The sequence below is a fragment of the Capnocytophaga sp. HP1101 genome (assembly GCF_054772415.1).
Window position 1 is genome coordinate 1 of record NZ_BPUU01000019.1, and the last position, 15261, is coordinate 15261.

Here is a 15261-nt window from a genome sequence, read left to right on the forward strand (position 1 = left end):
AACCTTTTTTAGGACAGGACATATAATTGATAATCAAGGCTTATTTGAAGTTAAGATGAATCTAAGATGAAGGATGAGTGGCTCAACAGTGGCTCAACGACGAAGGTAAGGCGAACAAAAAATAGGGGAAGAATGAAGATAAGTTAGAGATAAAAAAGATGATTATTAAGAGGATTTCAACTTTGCCAAAGTTTTAAACTTTGGCAAAGTTTATACATAAACGAATGCTGAACTAACAAATAGCGGTGCAAACCAAATAGGCAGATAATCAATGAACGAAGGATAAAGAGTGATAAAGTAAATATAGAAGATATTAGAAACATTTGTCTATTTACTCATTCGACAAATACCGGTGATCTCTGAAAGGGGAGAATAGCGATGTAAAGAGTAAGTTAAGCTGATTTTAACACTTGTTTTAAGGAAATATTAAGAATGATAAATTGGTTTTAAGTGCTTTTTTATTTTAATGTAAGTACTATTATGTGTGTAGTAATTAAATAGATTTAAAAAATAACCTTAGAAGAGATAAAACTCTTTAATAAAAGAGTTCAAAAAAGGGATTTATTTTTAATCTTTGGAGAATTTTAATAGAGAAAAATATAAATTTAGTAGTGTTGATTTCGTTTGATTATCAATGATATGTGTTTTTTAAAGAAATAAAAGTAAGAAAAATAGAAAAAAAGTAGTGTAGAAAATTTGCCTTGTGTTAAAATATTCCTAATTTTGCGCCCAAATTAATTTATTCAATAAAGTAATGAAAGTAAAAATATCAATGCTAATGTTCGTTTTTGCATTGTTTAGCGGAGCGCTAATGGCACAAACGAAAGTAACTGGTACAGTTACAGGCAGTGACGGTGTGCCACTGCCAGGTGTGAGTGTTGTAATTAAAGGTACAACACGAGGTGTATCGACTGACTTTGATGGGAAGTATGAACTGCAAGCAGCTGCCAATGAAACTATTGAGTACAGCTTCTTGGGGTATAGTACTTTACAAAGAAAGGTTACTAAAGCAAGTGGTACTCTTACCTTAGATGTAGTGTTGCAAGAAGAGGCACAGCAACTTGGCGAGGTAGTGGTAACCGCTTTGGGTATCAAGCGTCAAGAAAAGGCGCTAAGCTATAGCGTACAACAGGTGAAGTCGGAAGAGCTTACCAAAGTAAAAGACGCTAACTTTGTGAACAGCCTCAGTGGTAAAGTAGCTGGGGTAGACATTCAGCGTAGTGCTGCCGGTGTAGGAGGAGCTACCAAAGTTGTTATGCGTGGAGCTAAGTCTATCAGTGGTGAAAATAATGTGCTTTACGTAATCGACGGGGTGCCTATTGGTAACCAAGCTGATAGAAGTGGCGATGGTTCTGGTTTTGGAGGACGCTCTACGGGTGAAGGTATTGCCGACTTTAACTCTGAAGACATCGAAAGTATCAACGTACTTACAGGTCCTTCGGCTGCTGCCCTCTATGGTGCCGCTGCTGCCAATGGGGTAATCCTTATCAATACTAAAAAAGGTCAAGAAGGTAAACTAAAAGTAAACCTCTCTTCTTCTGTAGAACTCAATACGCCTCTTATGATGCCTGAGTTCCAAAATACCTATGGCAATAAAACCGGCGATTATACCTCTTGGGGTGAGAAATTGGCAACTCCTTCTTCTTTTGACCCTAAAGATTTTTTCAAGACAGGTATGACGCTCAACAACGCCATTAATCTTTCTGTAGGAAATAAGAACAATCAAACCTTTGCTTCAGCTTCACATATTCAATCCGATGGTATTGTACCTAATAGTACTTATCATCGCTATAATATGGCTATCCGCAACACCTCTTCTTTCTTAGATGATAAGTTAGAATTAGACCTAAGTGCTAACTATATCCGTCAGTATGAGCGCAATATGGGTGGATATGGTACTTATTTTAATCCTATCGTAGGTCTATACCTCTATCCTCGTGGTAGTAATTTTGAGCAAGAAAAATACTTTGAACGTTATGATGTAGACGCAGGTTATAACAAACAGTATTGGTCACCTGGCGATTTAGGTAATAATATTCAAAACCCTTACTGGATTGCTTACCGTAACGTCCGCCCCCTTACAAGAGATCGCTATATGTTCTCGGGTCAATTGAAATATAACATCACCAAAGAATTGAACGTGGCTACTCGTTTCCGTTTAGACAACACCTATACTGAAAGAGAAGACAAACGTTACGCTTCTACTATTAGTACATTCGCTAAAGAAAAAGGTTTCTACAATTACTTTCAAGAAACTTTCCGCCAAAAGTATGTAGATATTATGGCAAACTACAACACCACTTTTGGTCAAGATTACAGTTTGATGGCCAACATAGGTTCTTCTTTCGAGGATTACGACACCAAAGGACGTGGTTATGGTGGACACTTATTGCGATTAGCAAACAAGTTTACTTACACGAATATAGACCCTAACAATGCCGGACCTTCAGAAACTGGTGGTGACAGTCGCAAACGTAACATTGCTGTATTTGCTTCTGCTGAGTTGGGTTGGAAATCTTTAGTATACCTTACTCTTACAGGTCGCACCGACTGGCCTTCACAACTTGTGAACAGTAAAGAAGAAGCTATCTTCTATCCTTCAGTAGGTCTTTCTGGTGTAATTACTGAAATGTTACCTACTGAACAACGCCAAAAACTATATCCTGTGTTGAGCTTTGCAAAACTTCGCGCTTCATACACCGAAGTAGGTTCTCCTATTGCCTTTACAGGACTTACCCCTGGCACACAAACACGTGAGCTTAAAGGAGGTACACCTAGTGCTTATGAGTATTATCCACTTCCTGATTTCAAAGCTGAACGCACTCGTTCTTATGAAATTGGGTTGAATACTCGTTGGTTTAAAAATAGTTTGAATCTTGATGTTACTCTCTATCACTCTAATACCTATAACCAATTGTTGAAACAAACTCTTTCAAGTACTTCTGGATATAGATATATGTTCTTGCAAGCGGGTAATATCCAAAACCGTGGTATCGAAGCTACTTTAGGATATAACAAAGAACTTGAAAACGGTTTTAAATTTGCTACTAACATTACAGCTACCGCAAACCGCAATAAAATTATCGAGTTAGGTTCTAAAGTACAAAACCCTCTCGACCCTTCTCAAACACTTGACTTCTCCGAAATCCAAGTAGGTCGTTTCCGCTTGCGTGAAGGAGGTGGTTTAGGTGACATCTATGATAACAAACGCATCTTGCGTGATGCTAATGGTTTGGTAGACTACTCCAATGGTACCCTCCTTACCGAAAATACCGATCCTTATAAATTGGGCTCTGTAAACCCCGATTGGACTTTTGGTTGGAGCGGTAATGTAGGCTACAAAAACTTGTCCTTGAACTTCTTGTTCAAAGCTCGTCTTGGCGGTATTGTCATCTCCGAAACTCAAAAATGGTTAGACCGCTACGGCGTATCTAAAGCTACCGCCGACGCTCGCGACCTCGGATATGTACAAATGGGTAATTTCCGCGTAAATCCTGAAACCTACTATCGCGCCATTACCGAAGATATGAACTCTTACTATGTGTATTCCGCTACCAATGTACGTCTACAAGAAGTAGCTCTTACCTATACATTTAATAAAGAACAACTCGGTAAATCGCTTTCAAGCCTTAGCATTTCTCTTATAGGTAACAACCTCTGGATGATCTATAATAAAGCTCCTTATGACCCTGAACTTACCGCTACTACTGGTATCACTGGTCAAGGCTATGATAACTGGATGCTTCCTAGCTTAAGAGGCTATGGACTAAGCATAAAAATGGCTTTTTAATCACTTAAAAAATTAAAACAATGAAAAAAATAATCATACATACATTGATGCTCGTAGGTCTCATCAGCGTCTCTAGCTGTACTCGCGACTATGAAGATATCAATACTAACGTTTATGGTGTGACCGAAGAACAGTTAGAACAAGGCGGAGTGATAAGCTACGGCAATAGCTTCCTTAAAATGCAACAATTCGTAATACGCATTGGAGCGCCTTCCGAAACTACAAGGCCTGGTAATGATTTAGCAGTCTCCGATATTATGTCATCAGGTGCCTATATCGGTTATTTTGGAATGAATAACAACTGGAATTTTAATACTGAAGCTTCTTGGAATTTTACCGATGGTCGTATGAAGTATGCTAATGAAGTGCTCTATTCAAACCTGTTTACCGAATGGAAATCTATCAAAAATGCTATCGGTAATACCGATAATTTGCAACAAAAAAGAGCCTATGCTTTGGCTAATATCATCAAAATTACTGCTTGGTTGCGCGCTACTGATGCATTTGGTCCTATAGTATACACCCGCGCAGGCAATGGAGAACTTACCCCTTCTCTTGATAAACAAGAAGATATCTATAGAATTATGCTCGCCGAATTAGATGAGTGCATTACTACCCTTGGTAATGGTACTACTGTATTGAGCGACTACGATGTGATTTACAGCGGAAGCATCCCTAAATGGAAAAAATTTGCTAGCTCTCTAATGCTTCGTATGGCCGTGCGTTCTCACTTCAAAGACGCTGCTTTAGCCAATACTTATATTGCTAAAGCCTTAGCACACGGCGTGATGACCGACGCTTCCGATGAGGCTAAAATAGGTAGTACTCCTATCCAACCCCTCAAAAACTCTATCATCGCTACTATCGATTATAACGAAACTCGTATGGGACTCACTATATGGTCTTACTTCAAAGGATATAATGACCCTCGTATCGATGTGCTCTTCAAAAAAGGTACTTATAACAATACCGAAGACTACTATGGGGTAGCTCCTACCTCAAACCTTCCTAAACTTACAGCTGCTAATACTGCTATGTATGCTTCTATACCTAATGTGAATGATAGTTCACCTTTGTACTGGATGCGTACCTCCGAGGTGCTATTCCTCAAAGCTGAAGCTGCCCTCTATAACTTAGGTGGTCTTTCAAGCTCTCAAGCACAAGGTTTCTATGAAGACGGTATCCGTATGTCTTTCCAAGAAATGGGTGTTGCAATGCCTTCTAATTACCTTACAAGCACCGATACTCCTGCTATCCTTTCGAGATATTGGTATGATTCAGCTTATAACTATGACCTTTCTACCAATAACGTTTCTCCAAGTTGGAACGATGGTGCCGGCACCGATGAGGTACACTTACAAAAAATCATTACTCAAAAGTATTTAGCTATGTATCCTAACGCTTTTGAAGCATGGACTGAATACCGCCGTACTGGATATCCTTTGGTGATGAAATACCAAGATACTAATGCACCTGCGCGTATTGGTAGCTCTACCTCTTGGGTTCCAGAACGTTTTAAATACTCTGGTGCTGATTACATCACTAACCCTAAAATTAAATCAGAAGTGCCTACTCTATTAGGAGGTGCCGATACTGGAGCTACTCAATTGTGGTGGGTACGCCCTAACAGACCTCAACAACGTTAATAATAAATTCGTAGAAAATGAAAAAATATACCTTATTATCTGCTATAGTTATTACTCTTCTTGCAGTAGTAGGCTGTAGCAAATGGACAGAACCCGAGCGACTCACTTTTGAAAATCAAGATGTACAAAAGCTCGTAAAACTTATTGAAGCCCAATCCGAAGCCGATTTAAATCCTCATATGCGTGAGTATTACAAAAAACTCCGCGAAGAATATCGCACTAAACCTCGCGTAAAAGGATTTGGTTGGTTCGGCAACTGGACTGCTAAAGGCGATAATGCTCAAAACTACCTCCGTTGCCTCCCCGATAGCGTAGACTTTGTATCTCTTTGGGGTACCCGTGGTAAACTCTCCGAAGAACAAAAAATCGACCTCAAATTCTTCCAAGAAGTAAAAGGTGGTAAAGCTTTGCTTTGCTGGATTGTACAAGACCTCGGAGGCCCTCTTACCCCTGTAGGTAAAGACCGCTTAGAGTATTGGGTGCAAGAAAAAGGTGGTGGCAATTTCAATGAAGGTGTAAAAGCCTATGCCAATGCTATCGTCGATACTATCGAAAAATATAATCTCGACGGCTTTGATATCGATTATGAACCAGGATATGGTCACTCAGGTGATTTGTCTGCTGTTGTAGATTATATCAATGGTATCCACGGTGACCAACCTATGCAGGTCTTTATTGAAACCTTAAGTGCCCGCTTGCGCCCTAAAGGTCGTATGCTTGTAATGGATGGAGAACCCTATTGGCTTTCAGCTGAAACTTCTAAATTGGTAGATCATTATATCTATCAAGCTTATTGGGAAAGATCTACAGCCGCTGTAACTCGAAAAATTTCTAATGCGGCTACCCATTTAGATGATTGGGAACGCAAAACTATCATTACTGTTGAGTTTGAGCAAACTTGGCGTAACGGAGGGGTCTCAGGTTACACAAGTGCTAATCACCCTGAATTTAATGGCAAACCAGGAACTCAAATCTTTGATTACGCTACTTTAGATTTGCCAAGCGGTAAACGCATCGGTGGTGTAGGTACTTATCATATGGAGTATGACTATGCAAATACCCCTGAGTACAAATGGCTCAGAAAGGCTCTCTATTACGGCAACCAAAAATACCCTGGCAATTTTCAATAACTAAAGACGAATAGAAAATGAAAAAAATACTATTAAGCATTGCGGTATTCTCTACTTTTATCGCTTGCCAAGACGAATTGTATAATGATGACCTCAAAGAACATCGCGCAGGTCAAGCAGTCTATATAGATGGCGGTAAAAGCCTTACCGTTACTATAGCTGATAATGCTAACTATACCGTTAGAGATTTCTCTGTAAAATTAGTAAAACCTTCTAACGGAGGCGAAACAGCTACCCTTGTAACAGGTGACGCTGCTCAACTCGAAGCTTATAATACAGCCAATGGCACTTCTTATGAACTGTTGCCTACTTCTATGTATGAAGTGAATAAAACGGTAACTTTTAACGCCCAAGATGCTGTAGGTAATGTGTCTCTACAGCTCAAAAATGTCCAATTTCCCTTAGGAAAATCTTTTGCCCTACCTGTAAAATTACAAGGCAATGGCATCTCTGCTGTTGCAGGTCAAGATACTTTTATGATCTTAGTAGAGCAACAGTTAGTAACTAAATCTTTGCGTATCAACGGATCAGGTCCCGAGGTAACCAAGGTCTTCCCTCTCGATCACGAAGTAGATCAATGGACGCTCGAGGTTATGGTAAACCGCTCTGCCTACACCCAAAATAACCAAGCTATCGTAGGTACTAAAGCTGAAGGTGAACCTCTCAATGAGATCTTTACTCGTTTCGGCGACGTAACTATCGACCCTAACCAATTACAAATTAAAACAGGTGCTTCTCAAATTGATGTTCCTAAAGACAAATTTGCAGCACAACCTAATAAATGGTATATGCTCGGCTTTAGCTATGATGGCAAAACTACTCGTGTATTTGTAAATGGAGTTGAGGTAGCTTCTCGCGAGATCCGTACAGGTAAATATTCAGTAACTGGATTCTGGTTGAGTGGTAGAAACCAACTCATCCGCGAAGTGCGTTTCTGGAAACGAGCTGTTCCTGCTGCCGAAATAGCTAAGAACACTTGGAAAACTATCGATCCTAAATCTGATGGCTTGTTGTTCTACTACCCTATGAATGGTAAAAAATATGACCAAGCTACAGGTGCCATCACCGATGATGAAACTAAAATTTGGGATTGGTCAAGCACAGGGGCTAACTTAGATATGCCAAGTAGCGCTACATTTGATAATAATAATGGTAGTGGCTTTGTATTCCCTCCTGCCGAAGATTAACGGCTACCTATAAATAATGAAAAACTGTTCAGGAATATTCCTGAACAGTTTTTTTATGGGTATTTGTAAAAAAAATAAGGAAACAATAAATATATGAGGACGAAAAAATAAATAAATTGTTTAAAAATAAGGTGAGGTTTATACTTTAGGTAATTTCATTTACTTCTCTGTTATCTAAAAGAAAAGCGTACTCTTTGGCGGTTTCTTTGAGGGCTTCAAATCGGCCTGAGGCACCGCCGTGGCCAGCCTCCATATTGGTATCTAAGTACAAAGGATTATCGTCGGTTTTGAGTTCGCGGAGTTTGGCTACCCATTTGGCGGGCTCCCAGTACTGCACTTGAGAGTCGTGTAGCCCTGTGCTCACGTACATTGCAGGGTAGGCCTGTGCGCGCACTTGGTCGTAAGGCGAGTAGGAGAGCATATAACGGTAATACTCTTCCTCATTAGGGTTGCCCCATTCGTCGTATTCGCCCGTGGTGAGCGGAATACTCTCATCGAGCATCGTAGTTACTACATCGACAAAAGGGACTGAGGCGATGATGCCCTTGTAGAGTTGAGGTGCTATATTCACTACCGCGCCCATCAATAAGCCTCCTGCCGATCCCCCTTCGGCAAATAAATGTGCGGAAGAGGTGTAGCCTTCCGCGATAAGATATTCTGAACAAGCAATAAAATCGGTAAAAGTGTTTTTCTTTTTCAGCAATTTGCCGTCCTCATACCACTGGCGACCTAAGTATTCACCGCCACGAATATGCGCAATGGCATAGATAAAACCACGGTCTAACAAACTGAGGCGCGTAGTGGAGAAATACGGGTTGATGGTTACTCCGTACGAGCCATACCCATAGAGCAATAAAGGATTTTGGCCGTTTCGTTCTATTCCTTTGCGGTAAACGAGTGAAATAGGTACTTTTACGCCATCGGGGGCGGTTGCCCAGAGGCGTTCCTCTACATAATTCTCTTTGCTAAACTGACCGCCTAACACCTCTTGTTCTTTGAGCACACGCATTTCACGGGTGCGCATATTGTATTCAACAATAGAGGCAGGCGTAGCGAGCGATTGGTAGTTGTAGCGCAATTGTTCGGTGTCAAAAGCCACGTTTTGAGTGGTATAGGCTGTATAGGTTTCGCTGTTGAAAGGCAAATAATGCATCTCACTACCGTCCCAGCGGCGTATTTGTATGCGTTCCAAGCCGTTAAAGACTTCTTCTACTACCAAAAAATCTTTAAAAATCTCAATATCATTGAGGCGCACTTCAGGGCGATGAGGAATCACCTCTTGCCAATGTTCTGAGGTAGTGGCGTTTTCGGGGGTGCACATCAGCTTGAAATTAGTGGCACCGTCCTTATTGGTAAGGATATAAAAATGCTCGTTGTAATGCGCGATGTCGTACTCCAATCCGCGAGTGCGAGGTTGGAATATTTTGAAAGGCTCGTGAGGCGTGCTGGCATTCAAGATTTGGTATTCGGAGGTAAGGGTACTCTCGCTACCTATTACCAAGTATTTGCGGGATTTTTCGCGGTAGACGAATACATCAAAAGTGTCGTCTTTTTCGTGAAATACGAGCACATCGTCCTTAGGGTCAGTGCCCAAAGTATGGCGGAATACTTTGAAAGAGCGCAGGGTTTGCACGTTGTTCTTCACGTAGAAAATCGTGCGGTTATCGGCAGCCCAGATCGCTTGTCCGCTGGTGTTTTTGATTTTATAAGGGAGCACCTCGCCTGTGCTGAGGTTCTTGATTTGCAAGGTGTATTGACGGCGAGATACGGTGTCGACCCCAAAGACAGCCCACTGGTTGTCGTCGCTTACGGCAAAACTATCCAAATGAAAATACGCCTTGCCTTTTGCCATTGCATTGCCATCAAAAAGCACCTCTTCAAGAGCTTCGAGGGTTTGTTTGAAACGCACGTAAATGGGATAATCTTTGCCTTCCTCATAGCGCGTTTGGTACCAATAGTCGTTGTAAAAGTAAGGCACGGAGCTGTCATTCTCCTTGATACGACTTTTCATTTCGGCAAAGAGCGCCTCCTGCAGAGGCTTCGTATGAGCTGTTTGTTGCTGATAGTAAGCATTTTCAGCTTTCAGGTAAGCAATCACTTCAGGGTTTTCGCGTTCGCGCAGCCAGTAGTAATTATCAATACGCTGGTTGCCAAATTCATTGAATATATGTGGAATTTGTTTAGCTTTCGGGGGTTTCGTCATTTTATTTAATGCTTATTGCCAAACCACCACTGGGAGCAAGGCGTTGTTTGAGTTGAGTTTTGTAGTTTACTTTCATCGTTTTGATGCTGTAACTGTTGGGGTTGGTACGCCAATCGGCTGTTTTGCCATCGGTGTAGAGAGTAGCGGTATAAGTTTTGCCTCTGGGGAGGAAACTAAAGTCGATTACCGCATTGCGGGCGTTTTCATCGGTAATAGCGCCTACGAACCACTCGTTTTTACCTTTAGCTTTGCGAGCAATGGTAATGTAATCACCGGGTTCAGCTTCTAAAATATAGGTATTATCCCAGTCGGCAGCTACGTCCTTGATAAATTGAAAAGCATCAAGGTGTTTTTCGTAGTTTTCTATTAGGTCGGCTGCCATTTGTAGCGGACTGTACATCGTTACGTACAAGGCTAATTGCTTGGCGAGAGTTGTGCTACGTTTGGCTTTGTTGTTGCCGTATATGCTCAAATCACCTTGAAAAATACCAGGAGTATAGTCCATTGCACCGCCCATCAACCGAGTGAAAGGGAGGATCGTAGTATGGTCGGGGTGGTTGCCGTTAAATGATTCAAATTCAGTACCACGCGCGCTTTCTTGCGCTATCCAGTTGGGGAAGGTACGGCTCATACCCGTAGGGCGTACGGCCTCGTGCGAATTGACCATTATGCGATATTTGGCAGTCGTTTCAGCTACGTAATTGTAGTGATTTACCATCCACTGACCGTCGTGGTATTCACTACGCGGAATGATAGCCCCTACATAGCCCGTTTTTACAGCGTCATAGCCATTGTCGTTCATAAAGCGAAAAGCCTCGTGTAACTGTCGTTCGTAATCAATGACTGAAGAAGTAGTTTCGTGGTGCATAATGAGTTTTACACCTTTAGCAGTTGCGTATTGGTGTAATTCCTGAACGTCAAAATCGGGGTAAGCCTTGGTAAAACTGTAGATGTGTTCTTTTTCATAAGCGGAGTTGTCTTCCCAACCCTCGTTCCAGCCTTCCACGAGCACCGCATCAAAGCCGTGTTTGGCAGCAAAGTCAATATATTCCTTTACGTGAGCCGTGTTAGCCCCGTGATGCTGACCGTTAGGTGCAGGGTATGCCCAAGTACTGCCACCACCTGTGAAATACTCCCACCACACGCCTATGTATTTGGTAGGATGAATAAAGGAAGTATCGCCGATTTTGCAAGGTTCATTCAGGTTCAAAATGAGATTAGAAGCCAAGATGTCACGCGCATCGTCGCTCACTACTATCGTGCGCCAAGGGCTTACGCTACCCGTTTGTATATAGCCCTTTACCCCATTTTTGTCGGGTACTAAGTGTGCAGACAAGCGGTGATTTTCGCTATCCACATTGAGCATCATAGCTGCGTAATTCACTAATGCCGCTTCGTGCAGATTGATGTACAGACCGTCCTTGCTCTTGAGCATCAGTGGTGTTTGTACCGCTACGTTAGGAGTGGGCGCTTTGGCTACTAAAGGCTCTTCGCGCACTTTGTCAATCAGTTGAGGGATATCCGATAGGAGAGAGGTGCTGATGGGGAACTCGTTTGTGTCGTAATCAGCGGGAATCCAAAAAGTTTTATGGTCTCCCGAAAGTTGGAAGGCGGTGAGTTCCTCTTGGATTCTGAAGTGGCGGAAGTTAGGTGCTGTCGGGAATTCATAGCGGAAGCCCAAGCCGTCGTTAAACAATCGGAAACGCAAGAGCAACTCTCGGTTGCTGTTTTTTTGAGTGAGGCGTACCAGCATTTCGTTGTGGTGGTCGCGTATCTCTTTGTTTTCGCCTAATACAGGTTCCCACACCGTATTGCTTTCAATAAATTGTGTGCCAGCAACTTCAAAATGGCTGTAAAAGTCCTCTTTTTGGTTGATGACAAATCCTAAAGTGCTTTCCCCTATTACCGTTTTTCCTTTGAAAGTCAAAGTGTAAGTAGGTTCCCCCTTTTCGGTAAGCCGAAACAAGAGTTTTAGATTCCCGTTAGGCGAAGAGAGGGTTTGTGCTAATAAAAAAGGAGCACAACATAAAGTTACGATTGTGGTAATGATGTTTTTCATATTGTTATCTCTTACTTCTTACCTGATAAAAACTCCTGCAAGATAATAGTAGCGCTGATTTCATCCACAAGGGCTTTGTTCTGGCGTTGCTTCTTTTTAAGTCCGCTGTCAATCATTGTTTGGAAGGCGAGTTTAGAGGTAAAGCGCTCGTCTTGCCGATGAATAGAAATTTCGGGGAAAACCTCTTGTAATTTGCTAATAAACTTCTGTATTTCAGTTTCCACCCCCGACGCCTCGCTGTTCATTCGTTTAGGCTCTCCAATCACAAAGGCTTCCACAGGTTCTTCGGTGGTGTATTGTTTTAAAAAATCAAGTAGGGTAGAGGTCTCCACCGTGCAGAGCCCCGAGGCAATAATTTGCAATGGGTCAGTCACGGCAATGCCCGTGCGTTTGGTTCCGTAATCTATAGCGAGTATTCTCATTCTATTCTTCCAAAAACTCCTTAAATGTCTCCCAAGTATCCCTTGAAATTACAGGTCGGTACGCTCTTTTTTGCTTGCGAATATTTTGTAGCAAATACTCCTTTCTATCCTTCGGAAAAGGGTGCGTGCTCACCCATTTAAATGCCGAAGGTGGTGTGTGCTCATCATCTATAACTCCTATAAATTCAGCAAAGGGCTTAGGGTCTATCTGAGCATTCTGTATATACGTAAGCCCCACAAGGTCGGCTTCTTTTTCCATATTCCGGTTAAAAGCACTCGACGATGCTATCCTGCCTACTTCTGTAATCATCGAAAGGTCTGACCGCCCCGAAATAATAGCAAAGAGAGTTCCAAGCCCCACTTCTCTTACTAACGACTGCATTACGTGATCCTTTTCAATATGCGCCAACTCGTGCCCTATTACTCCACAGAGTGCTTCGGGCGTTTCCGTTTTTTTGATGAGCCCCGTGTAAATTATCAGTTGGCGGTTAGGCAAGGCAAAAGCATTTACCTCTTCACTATCCAATAAGTATACTTTCAGCGAGTCGCGCTCAATGTTGTTAGCCTCACATATTTTGCTCACCATTGTGTCGATAGTCGCTACCGCAAGGCTATCGTCTACCACCGAATTCCTACTCCTGAAGTCTTCAAACATCATTTCTCCCAGCTTCACTTCTATTTTCTTCACATATTCATTCCGTATGAGCGGGTTAATCTTGAAAATCCCCAACCAGTCTACTTGTTGTAGTAAAAACCAACTACCGAAGAAAACACACAGTAAAATACAACCCCTTGATATTACTTTATTCATTGCTTTTTCACTATTAAATCTACAATATCGCCGTAAAACCACCAAGATAAATGCTCACCCTTGCGTATCTTTATAGCAGAATAAAATGTGCCTATAATTTCAATAACATTAAAGATAAATGCTATAATCAGCCACGCAATATAAGCATTCGTCACTAAATTGCTCCCTAATACTATCGAAACCGTCCACCAAAAAGTAGTGGTGTTTACAAAAAATAAGAAGAGTTGTGAAACGAAAGATTGAAAGCAGTGCCAACGCACAAAATAAGAGCCCTTGCGATGTGCCACCAAAAAGAATACAGTAGCCAATAAATTGATGATAGGCAAAGGCATTCCCGCCATAATTGCCACAACCGACATTACATAGCTATTGGCAGCACGCTCTTTATCACCATCGCTGATGCGTTCGTTTAATTGTTTAGTTGCTATCATAAACCTTTATAGATATTCCAAATCCAGTTCAGTACTATCACTACAAAAAAAGGGATATACACATAAGGGCGTTTGAAAACTTGTTCAAACCTTATGTAAGCTCGCCACAAAGTAGTTTTCTTTCTGCATAAATCATAAACTAACCACAACGGAATAATAATCAACAATGCCGATGCCAATATTCCAAGCGGATTGGTCAGCAATGCTTCCTCCCAGTGCCCCCCAAAAAACGCCTCAACCGACCGTGTAGTACCACACGACGGACAGGGGTAGCCTGTGACACTCTTTATGATACAAGCAGTAACCCCTATGTCTTGCCCGTGAAAAACATAGTGGCTAAGTAGCCACCCCCAACTAGCAAGACATAGGAGTGTGATGAAAGTATAAAACTGTTTATTCGTCAATTAGTAACTAAGTGCTGAAGCTAATAATTCCGCATTTTTGTCTCTTGTAGCATCCATAATCAAGAACCAGTCTACAATTGTCCAAATACCCAAACCACCACAAGTGAGCAATTTACCAACACCCATACCTACATCACCAATGTAGAAACGGTCAATACCCCAAGCTCCTGCAAAAAGAGAAATGATAAGCGAAGTCGTAGGGTCTTTAAATTGTATCGTTTGTAGCATTACCCATTTAGAGTCGTCCAAAGAAAGAAGCTTTTCACGAATCTGAGGAACGATTTCAGGTCTAAAAAATTTACCGTTAGTCACGATAAACATATCCACTTTTTGTGCATCCATAGTGTTTAAAATTGTGAGATTAAAATTATGGTGCAATATTACACCATTTTTTTCATACCGCCTAATATTTTAACAAAAAAAAAGTTATACTTGCAATTCATATTTACAAAAACAGTCTTAAACAAGTTTTTCCCCATAAAATTACACCGCTTAACCTTTGTTTTTCTCTCATCTTACCATCGCCTTGCCTTCGCCTTTCCGCCACCACACTCCCCCTTTGAAGGGGGGTAGGGGGGATGTTTTTTTTGCTTTCCCATCGCATCTCCCCCTTTGAAGGGTTGTCGGCAATTGCCGAGTAAGTGAATAGGGGGGATGTTTTCTTCATTTTCTATCACTTTTCCCATCGCATCTCCCCCTTTGAAGGGGGCAGGGGGGATGTTTATCCCTCACTTTTCCGCCACCACATTCCCCTCTTGAGGGTAGTCTGCGAGAGCAGAGTAAGTGAATAGGGGGGATGTTTTCTTCGCCTTTCCGTCACTACAGTTCCCCCTTTGGAGGGGGGTAGGGGGAGGTTTTCCATCGCATCTCCCCCTAATGCCTATGGCCTAATGCCTATTGCCTTTTTTCTTTCTTTCGCCTCGAAACCCTGTTTTTAGCATTTTTAGTATTATTGTATTACAGTATTAATCAATTACTTATATACCCTTTGTATAACAATCGTCCAAGATTCGTATAAGCTTCCTATAAGCTTTGTATAAGCTAACCATACCCATTTTACCTTTTACCTTTTATCTTTTTGATAAAAAACATCTTCCGAACCTTTCCGTTTTCTTCCGAAACCACTGATATGTCACTTTTAGCGGTATACACTTTGCTAAAGTTTTTAATCGCTCGTC

General features: G+C 41.6%; 11 protein-coding genes. 4 read left to right on the forward strand and 7 right to left on the reverse strand.

From position 1 onward, the window contains the following. Positions 1-754 precede the first annotated feature (754 nt). Genes RCZ04_RS10470 through RCZ04_RS10485 form a run of 4 tightly spaced genes read left to right on the forward strand, consistent with a single transcriptional unit; the run spans position 755 to position 7753 of the window. Positions 755-3790: a SusC/RagA family TonB-linked outer membrane protein gene (locus RCZ04_RS10470; RefSeq protein WP_460485985.1), complete on the forward strand. Its 3036-nt coding sequence runs from the start codon at positions 755-757 to the stop codon at positions 3788-3790. 20 nt (positions 3791-3810) lie between these two features. Continuing rightward, the gene (locus RCZ04_RS10475) at positions 3811-5436 is read left to right on the forward strand and encodes a SusD/RagB family nutrient-binding outer membrane lipoprotein (protein ID WP_460485986.1); all 1626 of its coding nucleotides are present in this window, start codon (positions 3811-3813) and stop codon (positions 5434-5436) included. A 17-nt stretch (positions 5437-5453) separates the two neighbouring features. Further along, positions 5454-6566 carry an endo-beta-N-acetylglucosaminidase family protein gene (locus RCZ04_RS10480; protein ID WP_460485987.1) on the forward strand — a complete coding sequence of 371 codons (1113 nt, stop codon included), beginning with the start codon at positions 5454-5456 and terminating at the stop codon, positions 6564-6566. A 17-nt stretch (positions 6567-6583) separates the two neighbouring features. Next, a complete protein-coding gene (locus tag RCZ04_RS10485) occupies positions 6584-7753 on the forward strand; it encodes a DUF1735 and LamG domain-containing protein (RefSeq protein ID WP_460485988.1) in 1170 nt (389 codons plus the stop codon). A gap of 145 nt (positions 7754-7898) precedes the next feature. On the opposite strand, the gene RCZ04_RS10490 is transcribed toward RCZ04_RS10485, so the two are convergent. The 7 genes from RCZ04_RS10490 to RCZ04_RS10520 are packed head-to-tail and all read right to left on the reverse strand — an operon-like array spanning position 7899 to position 14425. Beyond that, the gene (locus RCZ04_RS10490; RefSeq protein WP_460485989.1) at positions 7899-9956 is read right to left on the reverse strand and encodes a S9 family peptidase; all 2058 of its coding nucleotides are present in this window, start codon (positions 9954-9956) and stop codon (positions 7899-7901) included. A gap of 1 nt (position 9957) precedes the next feature. Continuing rightward, positions 9958-12015, reverse strand: a complete 2058-nt coding sequence (locus tag RCZ04_RS10495) for a glycoside hydrolase family 97 protein (protein WP_460485990.1) — start codon at positions 12013-12015, stop codon at positions 9958-9960. A gap of 11 nt (positions 12016-12026) precedes the next feature. Next, positions 12027-12437, reverse strand: a complete 411-nt coding sequence (gene ruvX, locus RCZ04_RS10500) for a RuvX/YqgF family protein (RefSeq protein ID WP_460485991.1) — start codon at positions 12435-12437, stop codon at positions 12027-12029. Between the two features lies 1 nt (position 12438). Then, a complete protein-coding gene (locus tag RCZ04_RS10505) occupies positions 12439-13248 on the reverse strand; it encodes a M48 family metallopeptidase (RefSeq protein WP_460485992.1) in 810 nt (269 codons plus the stop codon). Then, the gene (locus tag RCZ04_RS10510) at positions 13245-13679 is read right to left on the reverse strand and encodes a hypothetical protein (protein WP_460485993.1); all 435 of its coding nucleotides are present in this window, start codon (positions 13677-13679) and stop codon (positions 13245-13247) included. The genes RCZ04_RS10505 and RCZ04_RS10510 overlap by 4 nt, the downstream gene beginning before the upstream one ends. Next, on the reverse strand, positions 13676-14083 hold the full coding sequence (locus RCZ04_RS10515; RefSeq protein ID WP_460485994.1) for a DUF2752 domain-containing protein: 408 nt from the start codon (positions 14081-14083) through the stop codon (positions 13676-13678). The genes RCZ04_RS10510 and RCZ04_RS10515 overlap by 4 nt, the downstream gene beginning before the upstream one ends. After that, the gene (locus tag RCZ04_RS10520) at positions 14084-14425 is read right to left on the reverse strand and encodes a TM2 domain-containing protein (RefSeq protein WP_460485995.1); all 342 of its coding nucleotides are present in this window, start codon (positions 14423-14425) and stop codon (positions 14084-14086) included. Positions 14426-15261: the final 836 nt, after the last annotated feature.

Excerpts from the sequence above, each read along its gene's own strand:
- RCZ04_RS10475 (WP_460485986.1), top strand. The coding sequence starts at position 3,811 with ATGAAAAAAATAATCATACATACATTGATGCTCGTAGGTCTCATCAGC.
- ruvX (WP_460485991.1), bottom strand. The coding sequence starts at position 12,437 with ATGAGAATACTCGCTATAGATTACGGAACCAAACGCACGGGCATTGCC.
- RCZ04_RS10495 (WP_460485990.1), bottom strand. The coding sequence starts at position 12,015 with ATGAAAAACATCATTACCACAATCGTAACTTTATGTTGTGCTCCTTTT.
- RCZ04_RS10480 (WP_460485987.1), top strand. The coding sequence starts at position 5,454 with ATGAAAAAATATACCTTATTATCTGCTATAGTTATTACTCTTCTTGCA.
- RCZ04_RS10470 (WP_460485985.1), top strand. The coding sequence starts at position 755 with ATGAAAGTAAAAATATCAATGCTAATGTTCGTTTTTGCATTGTTTAGC.
- RCZ04_RS10510 (WP_460485993.1), bottom strand. The coding sequence starts at position 13,679 with ATGATAGCAACTAAACAATTAAACGAACGCATCAGCGATGGTGATAAA.
- RCZ04_RS10505 (WP_460485992.1), bottom strand. The coding sequence starts at position 13,248 with ATGAATAAAGTAATATCAAGGGGTTGTATTTTACTGTGTGTTTTCTTC.
- RCZ04_RS10520 (WP_460485995.1), bottom strand. The coding sequence starts at position 14,425 with ATGGATGCACAAAAAGTGGATATGTTTATCGTGACTAACGGTAAATTT.
- RCZ04_RS10490 (WP_460485989.1), bottom strand. The coding sequence starts at position 9,956 with ATGACGAAACCCCCGAAAGCTAAACAAATTCCACATATATTCAATGAA.
- RCZ04_RS10485 (WP_460485988.1), top strand. The coding sequence starts at position 6,584 with ATGAAAAAAATACTATTAAGCATTGCGGTATTCTCTACTTTTATCGCT.